The organism is Streptomyces sp. NPDC031445 (assembly GCF_055581365.1).
Window position 1 is genome coordinate 358,933 of sequence record NZ_JBVIJO010000001.1, and the last position, 14,458, is coordinate 373,390.

A 14,458-nucleotide genomic window follows, 5' to 3' on the forward strand; every position below is an offset into this window, starting at 1 on the left:
CGGGATGGCACTGCTGCGTTGCGCTGAGCGCGCGCTCAGGACCCATGCTACTTATGAGTAACGTAGCTGCACAGTCCGGGAGACGGGAGCGGCGAAGGTCACATCTTCCGCGTCCGGCCGGCGGCCCGGTTCCACGGCCCGCGAGCCGGTCCGGCGCGCCACGCGTCCAGCACCCTCTCTCCCAGGATCTTGGCGCGATCTCGCCGTCCCCCTTCCGCTTCCGCGGCCCCCGCGGCGCCCGCGTGCGAGGAGCGGGCAGGTGACGGTCCGCCGGCCCGGCGCCTCTCAGTCCCGGGCCGACAGGGCGTCGACCAGCACCGGCGTGACCAGCCCGATCTGCCAGGGCCGCGCTCCGTACCCGGCCAGCGCGGCACCCACGGACCCCTCGTCGACGGGCGCCGGCGGCTCCCAGCAGATCCGCCGCACCGTGTCCGGAGAGATCACGTTCTCCTGGGGCATGGCGAGCCGTTCGGCCAGTGCGGTCACCCCCGCCCGGGCGGCGGACAGGCGAGCGGCCGCGGCCGGGTCCTTGTCGGCCCAGGCGCGCGGCGGCGGGGGCCCCGTCACCGGCTGCCCCGGCTGCGGCAGCGCGCTGTCGGGAAGGGCCTTGGCGCGGTCCACCGCGGCCTGCCACTGCTCCAGCTGCCGCCGCCCCATCCGGTGCCCGAACCCGTTCAGCCCGGCGAGGACGTGCACACTGCCCGGCAGGGCCAGCGCCGCCTCCACGATGGCCGTGTCGCTCAGCACCTTCCCCGGCGACACGTCCCGCCGCTGCGCGATCCGGTCCCGCGTCTGCCACAGCTCGCGCACGACCGCGAGCTGCCGGCGCCGGCGCACCTTGTGCATCCCGGACGTACGGCGCCAGGGGTCCTTGCGCGGCTCGGCCGGGGGCGCGGACGCGATCGCGTCGAACTCCTGCAGGGCCCACTCCAGCTTGCCCTGCCGGTCCAGCTCCTTCTCCAGGGCGTCCCGGAGGTCGACGAGGAGCTCGACGTCGAGCGCCGCGTACCGCAGCCAGGGCTCGGGGAGCGGGCGGGTCGACCAGTCGACGGCCGAGTGGCCCTTCTCCAGGACGAAGCCGAGGACGCCCTCCACCATGGCGCCGAGACCGACCCGCGGGAAGCCCGCGAGCCGGCCGGCCAGCTCGGTGTCGAACAGGCGGCTCGGGACCATGCCTATCTCGCGCAGACAGGGCAGGTCCTGGGTGGCCGCGTGCAGCACCCACTCCACGCCGGACAGGGCTTCGCCGAGGCCGGACAGGTCGGGGCAGGCGACGGGGTCGATCAGCGCGGTCCCGGCGCCCTCGCGGCGCAGCTGCACGAGGTAGGCGCGCTGCCCGTAGCGGTAGCCGGAGGCGCGCTCGGCGTCCACGGCGACCGGGCCGGTGCCGGCGGCGAAGGCGGCGACCACCCGGTCGAGGGCCGCCTCGTCGGCGATCACGGGCGGGATGCCCTCGCGCGGTTCCAGCAAAGGAGTCGGCGCCCCCGTCACAGAAGAACCTGCGTCGTCCGGAGGGGTGCCCCCGGCGGTGCGCAGGGAACTGTCTGCTGCGGTGTCTTGGGCGTCGGTCACCTGTCAAGGGTATCCGTGTGTGGACCGCGCCCGTCGACGGAACGTTCCGTCGACGGGCGCGAGAGGGGCGTAAACCAGTCAGCTCGGGGAAAGGGCTGGTTCACACGAGTGAAGGCCGGATGCGCCGAAGGGGGCGTCCGGTGGGCTCAGTGGATGATTCCGGTGCGCAGGGCCACGGCCACCATGCCGGCCCGGTCCCCCGTCCCCAGCTTGCGGGCGATGCGGGCGAGGTGGCTCTTCACGGTCAGGGCGGACAGGCCCATGGAGACGCCGATCGCCTTGTTCGACTGGCCCTCCGCGACCAGCCGCAGCACCTCGACCTCGCGTCCGGACAGCTCCCGGTAGCCGCCCGGGTGGCTCGGGGCACCCGGGGGGCGGCGGTGCATACGGGCGGCGGCGCCGAGGGGAGCGGCACCGGGCCGGGCGGGCAGCCCGATGTTGGTGCGGGTGCCGGTGACGACGTAGCCCTTGACGCCGCCGGCCAGCGCGTTGCGGACGGCGCCGATGTCGTCGGCGGCGGAGAGGGCGAGTCCGTTGGGCCAGCCCGCGGCGCGGGTCTCGGACAGCAGGGTGAGGCCGGAGCCGTCGGGCAGGTGGACGTCGGCGACGCAGATGTCGCGGGGGTTGCCGATGCGGGGACGAGCCTCCGCGATGGACGAGGCCTCGATGACATCGCGCACGCCGAGCGCCCACAGGTGGCGGGTGACGGTGGAGCGGACGCGGGGGTCGGCCACGACCACCATGGCGGTCGGCTTGTTCGGGCGGTAGGCGACCAGGCTTGCGGGTTGCTCGAGGAGAACGGACACCAGGCCTCCTGGGTGGGGGGACGGGGCCGGCTTGTGGGGATGAAGCCGGGACGAACCGTGCTTTCAAGGTCACAGTCGTCTTCGGCAGCAAACTCGTCCGCCTTTAGAGAATGATCACGATCTAGTGAGTAACAATCTGTGCAATTCGGACACGCGATCGATCATCCGAAGATCAAGTCGGTTCGAGCGGGTGCGATTCGAGTACGGAAAATGGCCGTATCGACAAAGAGACGGTCAACGAAGGGTGTGGCGCCGAGCGGTCACCGGGACTGCGGGCCCCTGCGCTGCGGCAGGGACACCACCGACGCGTCCCCGGGCCCGGCCGGCGGCAGGCCCGCGACCTGTGCCAGCAGATCGCACCAGGAGGACAGATGCGCGGCCGTGTCCGGCACCCCGCCCAGGCCCTCGCGGGGCGTCCAGGAGGCCCGGATCTCGATCTGCGACGCGGCCGGCCGCTCGGCCAGCCCGCCGAAGTAGTGCGAGCTGGCACGCGTGATCGTGCCGCTCGGCTCCCCGTAGCCCAGCCCGCGCGCCGCCAGCGCCCCGGTCAGCCAGGACCAGCACACCTCCGGCAGCAGCGGATCGGCCGCCATCTCCGGCTCCAGCTCCGCGCGCACCAGCGTCACCAGCCGGAACGTGCCCCGCCAGGCGTCGTGCCCGGCCGGGTCGTGCAGCAGCACCAGCCGCCCGTCGGCCAGCTCCTGCTCGCCGTCCACCACCACCGCCTCCACCGCGTACGCGTAGGGGGCGAGCCGCTGCGGGGCCGGCGTCGGCTCCACCTCCACCTGCGGCCGCAGCCGGCTGGCGCGCAGGGCCTCGACCGCGGTGCGGAAAGCCGGCGGACCCGAGGCACCGGGGTGCCCGTCCGCCCCCTCGGTGTCCTTCACGTCGCCCGTTCCGTCAGCGCTGTCCGACATTCGTCCGTGAGCCGCAGCCATGCGGGGAAGAGTAAGGGGAACCGGGGCGTCGTGCAGGGCAAGACACCCGCTGCGGCCTGCCCGGCTGCGCCCGGCCACCGGGGACACCGGCCCGGTCCCCGCCCGGCGGCGTGCGAAACTTGCCTCGTGACCGCCAATGACACCCCGCAGCCGACAGCGACGTACGACAGCGCCTTCCTCAAGGCGTGCAGGCGCGAACCCGTGCCGCACACCCCGGTGTGGTTCATGCGCCAGGCCGGGCGCTCCCTGCCGGAGTACCGCAAGGTGCGCGAGGGCGTTCCCATGCTGGAGTCGTGCATGCGGCCCGAGCTGGTCACCGAGATCACGCTCCAGCCGGTGCGCCGGCACGACGTGGACGCGGCGATCTTCTTCAGCGACATCGTCGTCCCGCTGAAGGCCATCGGCCTCGACCTCGACATCAAGCCCGGCGTCGGCCCGGTCGTCGAGCAGCCGGTCCGCACCCGCGCCGACCTGGCCCGGCTGCGCGACCTCACCCCCGAGGACGTCCCCTACGTCACCGAGGCCATCGGCATGCTCACCCGCGAGCTGGGCGCCACCCCGCTGATCGGCTTCGCGGGCGCGCCCTTCACCCTCGCGAGCTACCTGGTCGAGGGCGGCCCCTCGCGCACGTACGAGAACGCCAAGGCGATGATGTACGGCGACCCCGAGCTGTGGGCCGACCTGCTGGACCGCCTCGCCGACATCACGGCCGCCTTCCTGAAGGTCCAGATCGAGGCCGGCGCGAGCGCCGTCCAGCTCTTCGACTCCTGGGCCGGCGCCCTGGCCCCCGCCGACTACCGCACGTCGGTCATGCCGGCCTCCGCGAAGGTCTTCGACGCGGTCGCCGGGTACGGCGTCCCGCGCATCCACTTCGGCGTCGGCACCGGTGAGCTGCTGAAGCTCATGGGCGAGGCCGGCGCGGACGTCGTCGGCGCCGACTGGCGCGTCCCGCTCGACGAGGCCGCCCGCCGCGTCGGCCCCGGCAAGGCGCTCCAGGGCAACCTGGACCCGACCGTCCTGTTCACCGACAAGGAGACCGTCGCCGCCAAGGCCCGCGAGGTGCTCGACGCCGCCGCCGGCCTGGAGGGCCACGTCTTCAACCTCGGCCACGGCGTCATGCCGAACACCGACCCGGACGCGCTGACCCGGCTCGTGGAGTACGTCCACACCGCCACCGCGCGCTGAGCCGCCGGCCGGCTCACCAGGAGTAGTGGGGCCGCGCGCGCCTGCCGAACAGCAGGCCGGGCGGCTCCGGCGGGGGCGGTGTGCCGGGCTTGAGCGGCCAGGCCAGCAGCATGCCGGCCACGAAGCCGACCACGTGCGCCGCGTACGCCACCGTGCCGGCGCCGGACATCCCGTGCCCGGACGAGTACACCGCCTGGAGCCCGAACCAGAAGCCCAGCACCAGCCAGGCGGGCAGCCTCAGCGGCAGGAAGACCAGGAACGGCACCAGGACCCACACCCTGGCCCTCGGGTAGAGGACCAGATAGGCGCCGAGGACGCCGGCGATCGCGCCGGAAGCGCCGATCAGGGGGTCCGAGGAGGTGTCGTTGAGCAGCGCGAAGCCGTAGCCGGCCGCGTAGCCGCAGACGACGTAGAAGAGGAAGTAGCGGATGTGGCCCATCCGGTCCTCGACGTTGTTGCCGAAGATCAGCAGGAAGAGCATGTTGCCCAGCAGGTGCAGCCAGCCGCCGTGCAGGAACATCGCCGTGAAGACAGACAGCGGCGGGGACTTGTCGTAGCCGGGCGGCCCGACGACGCAGCCGGGGCCGCCGGGGCCCACGCCGACGTCCCCGGTCGGGACGACCCGGGGCATCTGATGGTGGATCAGTTCCCGGGGGACCGCCGCGTAGTGGTCCATGAAGGCCTGAAGGTGGCACAGCTGCGCCAGCCGGCTGCTGCCCGCCACGGAACCGGCTATGCCGGGCGTGGTGATGAACACCAGCACATTGGCGGCGATGAGGGCGTACGTCACCCAGGGGGTGCGGCGCACCGGGTTCACGTCATGAACGGGGATGACCACACAGGAGTAGTGCCCGCGATCGGGCGTACGAATCGGTGAACGCCGTCGGGCGCGTGTGCGTATCCCTTCACAACCGACCGACGTGAGGAACAGGCGATGACGAACGCTCCGCAGGTTTCGGCGATGCACGCTCTGCCCGACGGTGAGGCGGAGATCTCTCTTGTCGTACGGCTCCCCTGGGAGGACGTCGCGCGGCTCGGCCAGGAGGCGGGCCGGCTCGCCACGCAGATGCAGCGGCCCGTGACCCTGGACGAGGCGGTCAGCTACCGGCTGCGGTCCAGCCGGCCGCCGGCGTCCCACGCGAAGCCCTCCGGTGAACAGCCGGCGGCGGTCTCCGCCCTGCCGCGGATCACCGGCACGGCGTAGGCGCGCCGCGGGGTGCGGCGCCCTCGCGGCCGGTCGCTGCCCGCGCCCCTCCCGCCGGTCAGCTCGCCCGCACCTTCGCGGCGGCCTTCCGCGCCGCCACCAGGACCGGGTCCCACACCGGTGAGAACGGCGGGGCGTAGCCCAGGTCCAGGGCCGTCATCTGCTCCACCGTCATCTGCGCGGTCAGCGCCACGGCCGCGATGTCGACCCGCTTCGCCGCCCCCTCCCTGCCGACGATCTGCACGCCCAGCAACCGGCCCGTGCGCGACTCGGCGAGCATCTTGACCGTCATGGGGGCGGCACCGGGGTAGTAGCCGGCGCGGCTGGTCGACTCGATGGTGACCGTCTCGAAGCGCAGGCCCACCCGGCGGGCGTCCTTCTCCCGCAGCCCGGTGCGGGCGATCTCCAGGTCGCAGACCTTGCTGACCGCCGTGCCGACGACACCGGGGAAGGTGGCGTAGCCGCCGCCGGCGTTGGTGCCGATGACCTGGCCGTGCTTGTTGGCGTGGGTGCCGAGCGGGACGTACTGCTCCTGCCCGGAGACCAGGTTCAGCACCTCCACGCAGTCCCCGCCCGCCCAGATGTCCTCGTGCCCGCGCACCCGCATCGCGAGGTCGGTGAGCAGCCCGCCGTGGGCGCCGAGCGGGAGGCCGGCCGCGCGGGCGAGGGAGGTCTCCGGGCGGACGCCGATGCCCAGGACCACCAGATCCGCCGGGTACTCGGCGTGCTCCGTGGCCACCGCGCGCACCCGGCCGTCGTCCCCGGTGAGGACCTTGGTGACCTCCGCGTTGTTGACCATGGTGATGCCCAGGCCCTGCATGGCCCGGTGCACCATCCGGCCCATGTCCGGGTCGAGCGTCGACATGGGCTCCTTGCCGCGGTTGACGACCGTCACCTCGAAGCCCCGGTTGATCAGCGCCTCGGCCATCTCGACGCCGATGTAGCCGGCCCCGACGACCACCGCCCTGCGGCCGCGCGTGCCGGCCAGCGTGTCCAGCAGGGCCTGCCCGTCGTCCAGGGTCTGCACGCCGTGCACACCGGGGGCGTCCACGCCGGGCAGGTCCGGACGGACCGGGCGGGCGCCGGTGGCGATGACGAGCCGGTCGTACGGCGTCCAGGACTCCGCGCCGGAATCGACGTCACGCGCGCGTACCCGCTGTCCCGGCACGTCGATCTCCGTGACCTCGGTGCGCAGCCGCAGATCGATCCCGCGCTCCCGGTGCTCCTCGGGCGTCCGGGCGATGAGACGGTCCCGCTCGGGTACCTCGCCGCCCACCCAGTACGGGATGCCGCACGCCGAGAAGGAGGTGAAGTGGCCGCGCTCGAAGGCCACGATCTCCAGCTCCCCGGGGCCCTTCAGCCGCCGCGCCTGCGACGCCGCGGACATGCCCGCGGCGTCGCCGCCGATCACGACCAGCCGTTCCCTGCCGTCGTTGCCCCGCCCACCGCTCATGGTCATGGGACCACGCTACGGGGCGCGGCCCCTCCCCGTCCCGGCCGCCCTCCCGGGCTCAGTCCGCCGCGCCCCGCGCGGCCGGCTCGGCGGACCCGGGTGCCGGGCGGGCCGACGGCAGCGGGCCGGGCGCGGCCGTCGCCTTCGCGGGCTCCGTACGGCGCGGCAGCCGGGGCCGTACGACCCGCGGCCACAGCAGCACCAGCAGCGCCGCGAGGGCCGCGAACGGCAGGGCGGCTCCGAGCGCCAGCGCGATCCAGCGCAGCACGTCGGCGAACGCGTGCCAGCCGCCCGCCAGCGCGTCCGTGAAGCCCGGCGAGCCGGCCGCCCGCCGCACCGGGGCCTCGGACAGCGACAGGGTGATGGTGGCCAGGCCGGTGCGGTCCTTCAGGGACGCCTGCCGGGCCGGCAGCGCCTCCAGATCGGCCTGGCGGCTGCTCAGCTCCCCCTCCAGGGCGACGACGTCGCCCAGCTTGGCCGCCCTGTCCATCAGCGCGCGGATCCTGGCCACGCTGGCCCGCTGCGACGCCACCCGGCTGTCCACGTCCACGACCTGGTCGGTGACGTCGACCGCCTTGGCCGTGCGGTCGACCACCCGGCCCGCTCCCTGGAGGCCGGTGAGGACCTCGTCGTACCTCCCGGCCGGCACGCGCAGGACGACCCGGGTCCGCTCGTGCCCGTCGGCGTCCCGGCTCGTCGTCTCGTCGCCGACGTAGCCGCCCGCGTCCTCGGCGGTCGTCCGGGCCGCCTCCAGAGCCCTGGACACGTCCTCGGCCTCGACGGTGAGGGACGCGGTGCGGACGATCGCGTCCGGGGTGAGCTTCGGCGTCCCGCGCACGGGCCTGCCGCCCTCCGCCCCGCCGGCACCGGCCGAGCCGCCGCGGGCGCCGGCCGCCCCGGCCCTGCCGTCCGAGGCGGCCTTCGAGGAGCCGCCCAGGTCGCCGGCGCCGCCGCACCCGGCGAGCGCGAGACAGGCGGCGAGCAGGACCCCGGCCAGGGTCCGGCGGCGGCGAGCGGTGCGTGGTGTGCGCATGGGCGGTACCCCCGGGGCTTGCGGGCTGGGACGGTCCTTCGACGGCGGACCGCGCGGGAACGATCGGCGGCGCCGGTTCCGATGCGGTCACGGTCCGGACTCGTCCCGGACACCGCCTCCCGGCGGGGGCGCCGGTGGGGTCTGAGAGAGTGGGGGCATGAGCGCAACGGGTAGCAGCGCGCCGGGCGGGAGCCCGGGGCACGTCGTCGTCATCGGGGCCGGCATCGCCGGACTGGCCGCCGCGCACCGGCTGCTGGGACGCGGAGCGCGGGTGACCGTGCTGGAGGCCGGCGACCGGGTCGGCGGCAAGCTGCTGCCCGGCGAGATCGCCGGCGTGCGGGTCGACCTGGGTGCCGAGTCCCTGCTCGCCCGCCGCCCCGAGGCCGTGGCCCTCGCCCGCGAGGCCGGACTGGGCGAGCTGCTCCAGCCGCCCGCCACCGCCACCGCCTCGATCTGGACCCGCGGTGCCCTGCGGCCCATGCCCAAGGGCCATGTGATGGGCGTGCCCGGCACCGCCGCCGCCCTGACCGGCGTCCTCTCGGACGAGGGCCTGGCCCGCATCGAGCGCGACGCCGACCTGCCCCGCACCGAGACCGGCGACGACGTCGCCGTGGGGGAGTACGTGGCGGCCCGGCTCGGCCGCGAGGTCGTCGACCGGCTCGTCGAACCCCTGCTCGGCGGGGTGTACGCGGGCGACGCCTACCGCATCTCCATGCGCTCCGCCGTCCCGCAGCTCTTCCAGGCCGCCCGCACCCACGTCTCCCTCACGCAGGGCGTCCGGGAGATCCAGGCGAAGGCCGCCGCCCAGCAGCAGACCGGGCCGGTCTTCATGGGCATCGCCGGCGGGGTCGGGCGGCTGCCGTCGGCGGTCGCCGACTCGGTGCGCGCGCGGGGCGGCGAGATCCTGACCGGCACGCCCGCGCGTGAACTGCGCCGGGAGGCGGCCGGCGGCTGGCGGATCAGGGCCGGGGAGCGCCTGCTGCACGCCGACGCCGTGATCGTCGCCGTACCCGCCCCGGCCGCCGCCGCCCTGCTGCGCGCCGAGTCCCCGGGCGCCGCCGCCGAGCTGGCCGCCGTCGAGTACGCCTCGATGGCCCTCGTCACCCTCGCCTACCGGCGCGCCGACCTGCGCCTGCCCGAGGGCAGCGGCTTCCTGGTGCCGCCCGTCGACGGCCGGACCATCAAGGCCGCCACCTTCGCCTCCCAGAAGTGGGGCTGGATCGCCGGGGAGGACCCGGACGTGGTCGTCCTGCGCACGTCCGTGGGCCGCTACGGCGAGACGGAGGTCCTCGGCCGGGACGACGCCGGCCTGGTGGAAGTCTCCCGGCACGACCTGCGGCAGGCCACGGGCCTGGACGCGGCACCGCTGCGGACCCGGGTCACCCGCTGGACCGACGGCCTGCCGCAGTACCCCGTCGGGCACCACGCGCGCGTGGCCCGCGTCCGGGAGCAGATCGCCAAGCTCCCGGGGCTCGCGGTGTGCGGCGCCCAGTACGACGGCGTCGGCGTCCCGGCCTGCATCGCGAGCGCGTACGCGGCGGTGGACCAGCTCGGCGGCGACCTCGCCGGGGTGCGGGAGCTGACGGCCAACCCGGTGCAGAGCCTGCACGGCGGAGCGGGAGAATAGGGACCATGAGTGACGACGCCCCCACCACCGAGTCCGGCAGGGTCCCGAACAAGGGCAAGCTGGCCAAGGACCTCAACGAGGTCATCCGCTACACCCTCTGGTCCGTCTTCAAGCTGAAGGACGTCCTCCCGGAGGACCGCGCGGGATACGCCGACGAGGTCCAGGAGCTGTTCGACCAGCTCGCCGCCAAGGACGTGACGATCCGCGGCACCTACGACGTCTCCGGCCTGCGCGCCGACGCCGACCTCATGATCTGGTGGCACGCCGAGACCAGCGACCAGCTCCAGGAGGCGTACAACCTCTTCCGCCGCACGAGGCTCGGCCGCGCGCTGGAGCCGGTGTGGTCGAACATGGCGCTGCACCGCCCCGCCGAGTTCAACCGCTCGCACATCCCGGCGTTCCTCGCCGACGAGACGCCCCGCGATTACGTGAGCGTCTACCCCTTCGTCCGCTCCTACGACTGGTACCTGCTGCCCGACGAGGACCGGCGCCGGATGCTCGCCGACCACGGCAAGATGGCCCGCGGCTACCCGGACGTGCGCGCCAACACGGTCGCCTCGTTCTCCCTCGGCGACTACGAGTGGATCCTGGCCTTCGAGGCCGACGAGCTCTACCGCATCGTCGACCTCATGCGCCACCTGCGCGCCTCCGAGGCCCGCAGGCACGTCCGCGAGGAGGTCCCGTTCTTCACGGGCCGCCGCAAGGACATCGGCGAACTGGTGGCGGGCCTCGCCTGAGGCGCCCCGGAGGGGCACGGGGGGACGGCGCGCTCAGGCCGTACGAACCCGCGGCCGGCCGACGGCCCGGCCACGCACCCCGGTGGTCGCGCCTACCGCCGGCCGGCTTTCCCCTTGAGCGCGTCCCGCCGAACCCCGTCGTCGGCCGGACCGCCGGAGGCGACCGGTTCGGGGCGCGGCGCGCACGACGCGTGCCGCGCCGGGACGCGGCCCTCCAGCAGGTACGCCTCCAGGTACCCGTTGACGCACCTGTTGGGCCCGCCGCCGACGCCGTGCGTGCCCGCGTCCCGCTCGGTCACCAGCACCGAGCCCGCCAGCCGCCGGTTCATCTCCAGCGCGCCCTGGTACGGCGCGGCGGCGTCCCGCTCCGCCGCCAGGACCAGCACCGGCGGCAGCTCGCCGACCCCGGTCCGCACGTCCAGCGGCCGTTGCCGGGGCGCCGGCCAGTAGGCGCACGGCAGGTTCATCCACGCGTTGTCCCAGGTCTCGAAGGGCGCCACCCGGGCGAGCCGCGTGTTGTCCCGGTCCCACACCGCCCAGTCCGTCGGCCAGGGCGCGTCGTTGCACTCCACGGCCGTGTACACCGCGCTGCTGTTCTCCGCCTCGGCGGCGCTCTCCGGGCTCGGCGTGGCCAGCCGGACCAGCGGCTTCGGATCGCCGTGCAGGTACGCCGAGAGCGCCGCCGCGCGGCTCGGCCAGAAGTCGTCGTAGTACGCGGCCGCCAGGAAGACGTTCTGCAACTGGCCGGGACCGACCGTCCCGCCCGCCGCCTTCCCGGCCAGCCGTTCGCGCGCGGTGTCGTAGCCGCGCTGCACGCGCGCGGGTGTGGCGCCGAGGTGGTACACGTCGTCGTGCCGGGCGATCCATTCGCGGAAGTCCGCCCAGCGCTCCTCGAACGCCGCCGACTGGTCCAGGTTGCTGCGGTACCAGATCTTCTGCGGGTCCGGGTTCACCGCCGAGTCCAGCACCATGCGCCGCACGTGGGAGGGGAACATCGCCGCGTACAGCGCCCCGAAGTAGGTGCCGTACGACGCCCCCATGAAGGTCAGCCGGTCCTCGCCCAGCGCCGCCCGCAGCACGTCGAGGTCACGGGCGTTGTTGAGCGAGTTGTAGAACCGCAGCCCACTTCCGGACCGCTGGGCACAGCCGCGCGCGTACGCCTTCGCCTGGGCGACGCGCTGCCGCTTGTACGCCTCCGAGGGGTGCGTCGGCGCCGCGGTGGGCGCCTTGAAGAAGCGCTTCGGGTCCTCGCAGGACAGCGGCGCCGACCGGCCGACGCCGCGCGGGGCGTAGCCGACGAGGTCGTAGGCGGCGGCGACCCGCTGCCACTCCGGGACCGTGCCGATGAGCGGGAAGTACATGCCGGAGGCGCCGGGGCCGCCCGGGTCGAAGACCAGGGCGCCCTGCCGGGGGACCTTCCGCTTGCTGTTGCGCGGGTCCTTGTGGGTGGCCTCGGCGCGGCTGACGGTCAGCCGGATCAGCTTGCCGTCCGGGTGGGCGTAGTCCAGCGGGACGCTCACCGTGCCGCACCGCACGCCGGCCGGTGCCTCCGGGACGTCGGCGGCGGAGCACGGACCGAAGTCGATCCCGGCCGCCCGGGCGCGGGCCACGGCCACCGCGGTGCCGCGCAGCTCGGCCGCGCCGGGGGCGCCCGCCGTGCCGGGGGTGCCGGGTGTGCCGCCCGCCGGGGCCGCGGCCAGGGTGGTCAGGAGCAAGGAACCGGCGGCCGAGTAGAGGGCGGCAGCTTTCATCGCGTATCCCTTCGGTGCGCGGCGGCGATGGCACGGCTGCCACGGCCCGCGACGACAGAAGGGATGTTTCGGCCGGCCGTGGGGGAAGGCAAGCACCGTCGGGCCGGTGTCGGCCGCAATGCCCCCTGTGCGCCCCCGGAAGCCGCCCCCGACGCCGCGCCCGCCCCCGCCGGATCGCCCGCCCGGCCGTCACTCCCGCCAGGGCTGGTCGCGGTGGGTGAAGGCCGCGCGCAACTCCGGTTCGCCTATCGCGCGGATGCCGCGCACGGCCACGGAGGTGAGGAACGACCGCTCGTCCCCGGCCGGCCTGCCGGCCAGCGCGCTCAGCAGCCGCTGTCCGGCCGGGGAGGCCCAGCGCGAGTACGGATGCGCCTCGAACCGGGCGATCGCCAGGCAGCTCAGCGCCAGGGTGAGGGGCAGGGCGAACCACAGGCCGACCAGCAGCCGGGGCGTCCCGGTCTGGATGGGCAGCAGCAGCGCGGTCACGCCCAGCGCGGCCACGACGAGCACGGAGGCCCGCACCTGGCGGACGGCGGCCCCCACGGTCGTCCCCGTCCCCTCGGGCACCGCGAGACCCGCGCGGACCAGCCCGTCGGCCAGCCGGCGCACCGCCTCGGCGCCCGCCGCCCGGGCCCGTACGCGGGCGATCCGCGACTGGCCCTCCGGCCCTATGGCCCCTATGACGGACTGCTCCATCTCGTCCCGCCCCCGCGGGTCCACGACCGTCGCCCAGCCGGTGTGCGCGAGCAGCAGCCGGCGCTGGCGGGCCATGGAGACCAGGGTCACATCGGCGACCCGCGCGGGACCGCCGGAGAGGAAGGCCGCCTCGTACAGCGTCAGATCACGCTCGCCGTCCGCCGCCGCGCCAGGCGCATCCGCGGCTGCCGAGCGGACGGCCGCCAGGCACAGCCGGGTGCAGGCCGTTCCGGCGAAAGACCAGGCCAGGAGCAGGAGAAGGACCCAGAACATGACGTGTTTCTATGCCAGGGGACTGGGCGGGCGCCATGCCCTTTCCATGATCCGGACGCAGTGTTGCCGGTCTGTGACGTTCCGCTTTCCGGGCTGGTCAGGGGCCGCTCGTCGCCGGGGGCGGGCTGCTGCCGGCGGGCGCCAGCGGGACGGTCTCGCCGGGCGACGCCTGTCCCTGCGGCGCCTGGCCCGCTGACGGCTCGACCGGTACGGCCGCGCCGGGTTCGACCTCCGACGGGGTCGGCACGGGGGAGGCGGAGGCCGCGAGATCCCTGGCCAGTGCGGCGAAGTCGACGTAGCCGGTGGCCTCCAGAATCCTGATGTGGTCCAGGACGGTCGCGTTGGCGTCGTCGGCGAGATCACGGACCAGGGAGTTCTGGGTGCCGGCCCGGATCTGCGCGACCAGCGAGAACACCCGTCCGTGCGCGAGCCGCAGGAGGCCGGCGAACTGGCGGTCGAAGTCCTGGCCCTGGGCCGTGTCCAGGGTGGCGAGCCACTGCTTCTGCTGCTCGTTCGGCTCGTTGGGCAGGGCGATGCCGAGCTGGGTGGCGACCGTACGGACGTGCGCGTCGAGGGAGGTGTGGCCGTCGACGAGGTGCCGGCCGGCGGTGCGGACGGCGGGCGTGGTCCCCTTCCGCTGCGCCAGCTCCCCGGCGGGCAGCTCCCACAGCCCGGCCAGCCGCACCCTGGTGACGAAGTCCCGGTCCTGCGCGGACAGCGGCCCGTACGGGGTCGTCACCGTCTGCGCGCTGAGCACGTTCGCGCTCGCCGGATCGTCCTGCCGGTCGGCGTACGACCACAGCGGGACGAGCAGCGCGACGACCGTCGCCGCCAGGCCGGTGACGATGAGCCCGGTGCCGCTGAATATGCCTCGGCCGTTGACCGGGGGTCGCGGTCGCGGTCGCATGATGCCTCCTGCGCCGCACGCCGGGGTGTGCTTGGGGTGGGTGCGGGGTTGGCATATTACTTGGGGCCGGGATGGCGCTCGGCGATGCGGCCGGGGCCGGTGCGGGGTCTTGGGTGGCTGCGGGTGCGTCGTGGCTGGTCGCGCAGTTCCCCGCGCCCCTGCGGAACCGCGGTGCCGTCGGCTGTCGAGGCGCTGTCTGCGGTGGGCGCGGTGCCGCTGGGGTCGGTGCGGGGTCGTGGGTCGCTGGGGGTGCGTGGTGGCTGGTCGCGTGGTTGC

General features: G+C 74.7%; 13 protein-coding genes. 4 read left to right on the plus strand and 9 right to left on the minus strand.

Going from position 1 to position 14,458, the window contains the following annotated elements:
• Positions 1 to 285: 285 nt before the first annotated feature.
• From ACZ5DC_RS01385 to ACZ5DC_RS01395, 3 genes are all read right to left on the minus strand, one after another.
• A complete protein-coding gene (locus ACZ5DC_RS01385; protein WP_468648220.1) occupies positions 286 to 1,572 on the minus strand; it encodes a ribonuclease D in 1,287 nt (428 codons plus the stop codon).
• 146 nt (positions 1,573 to 1,718) lie between these two features.
• Positions 1,719 to 2,378: a response regulator transcription factor gene (locus ACZ5DC_RS01390; protein WP_014675646.1), complete on the minus strand. Its 660-nt coding sequence runs from the start codon at positions 2,376 to 2,378 to the stop codon at positions 1,719 to 1,721.
• Positions 2,379 to 2,638: 260 nt separating this feature from the next.
• The gene (locus tag ACZ5DC_RS01395; RefSeq protein ID WP_468648222.1) at positions 2,639 to 3,316 is read right to left on the minus strand and encodes a DUF3000 domain-containing protein; all 678 of its coding nucleotides are present in this window, start codon (positions 3,314 to 3,316) and stop codon (positions 2,639 to 2,641) included.
• Between the two features lie 126 nt (positions 3,317 to 3,442).
• Between ACZ5DC_RS01395 and hemE the strand changes: the two genes are divergently transcribed.
• Positions 3,443 to 4,501 (plus strand): uroporphyrinogen decarboxylase, encoded by a 1,059-nt coding sequence (gene hemE / locus ACZ5DC_RS01400; RefSeq protein WP_468648224.1) that lies wholly within the window; start codon positions 3,443 to 3,445, stop codon positions 4,499 to 4,501.
• Positions 4,502 to 4,514: 13 nt separating this feature from the next.
• On the opposite strand, the gene ACZ5DC_RS01405 is transcribed toward hemE, so the two are convergent.
• A complete protein-coding gene (locus tag ACZ5DC_RS01405) occupies positions 4,515 to 5,339 on the minus strand; it encodes a rhomboid family intramembrane serine protease (protein ID WP_468648226.1) in 825 nt (274 codons plus the stop codon).
• 96 nt (positions 5,340 to 5,435) lie between these two features.
• Between ACZ5DC_RS01405 and ACZ5DC_RS01410 the strand changes: the two genes are divergently transcribed.
• Positions 5,436 to 5,705: a hypothetical protein gene (locus ACZ5DC_RS01410; RefSeq protein WP_225808262.1), complete on the plus strand. Its 270-nt coding sequence runs from the start codon at positions 5,436 to 5,438 to the stop codon at positions 5,703 to 5,705.
• A gap of 58 nt (positions 5,706 to 5,763) precedes the next feature.
• On the opposite strand, the gene ACZ5DC_RS01415 is transcribed toward ACZ5DC_RS01410, so the two are convergent.
• Positions 5,764 to 7,164, minus strand: coding sequence for an FAD-dependent oxidoreductase (locus ACZ5DC_RS01415; RefSeq protein WP_468648228.1), 1,401 nt, complete (start codon positions 7,162 to 7,164; stop codon positions 5,764 to 5,766).
• Positions 7,165 to 7,216: 52 nt separating this feature from the next.
• Complete coding sequence (locus tag ACZ5DC_RS01420; RefSeq protein ID WP_468648230.1) at positions 7,217 to 8,191, minus strand: DUF4349 domain-containing protein; 975 nt, start codon at positions 8,189 to 8,191, stop codon at positions 7,217 to 7,219.
• Positions 8,192 to 8,348: 157 nt separating this feature from the next.
• On the opposite strand from ACZ5DC_RS01420, the gene hemG reads away from it, so the two are divergent.
• Together hemG and hemQ are read left to right on the plus strand one after the other, a co-directional pair.
• The gene (gene hemG / locus ACZ5DC_RS01425) at positions 8,349 to 9,818 is read left to right on the plus strand and encodes a protoporphyrinogen oxidase (RefSeq protein ID WP_468648232.1); all 1,470 of its coding nucleotides are present in this window, start codon (positions 8,349 to 8,351) and stop codon (positions 9,816 to 9,818) included.
• Positions 9,819 to 9,823: 5 nt separating this feature from the next.
• Entirely contained in the window at positions 9,824 to 10,555 is a 732-nt protein-coding gene (gene hemQ / locus ACZ5DC_RS01430) for a hydrogen peroxide-dependent heme synthase (protein WP_468648234.1), read from the plus strand.
• A 92-nt stretch (positions 10,556 to 10,647) separates the two neighbouring features.
• Here hemQ and ACZ5DC_RS01435 read toward each other — a convergent pair whose 3' ends face one another.
• From ACZ5DC_RS01435 to ACZ5DC_RS01445, 3 genes are all read right to left on the minus strand, one after another.
• Complete coding sequence (locus ACZ5DC_RS01435) at positions 10,648 to 12,306, minus strand: alpha/beta hydrolase (protein WP_468648236.1); 1,659 nt, start codon at positions 12,304 to 12,306, stop codon at positions 10,648 to 10,650.
• A gap of 189 nt (positions 12,307 to 12,495) precedes the next feature.
• A complete protein-coding gene (locus ACZ5DC_RS01440; RefSeq protein WP_468648238.1) occupies positions 12,496 to 13,275 on the minus strand; it encodes a TIGR04222 domain-containing membrane protein in 780 nt (259 codons plus the stop codon).
• 97 nt (positions 13,276 to 13,372) lie between these two features.
• Positions 13,373 to 14,182, minus strand: coding sequence for a DUF4142 domain-containing protein (locus ACZ5DC_RS01445; RefSeq protein ID WP_468648240.1), 810 nt, complete (start codon positions 14,180 to 14,182; stop codon positions 13,373 to 13,375).
• Positions 14,183 to 14,458 lie beyond the last annotated feature (276 nt).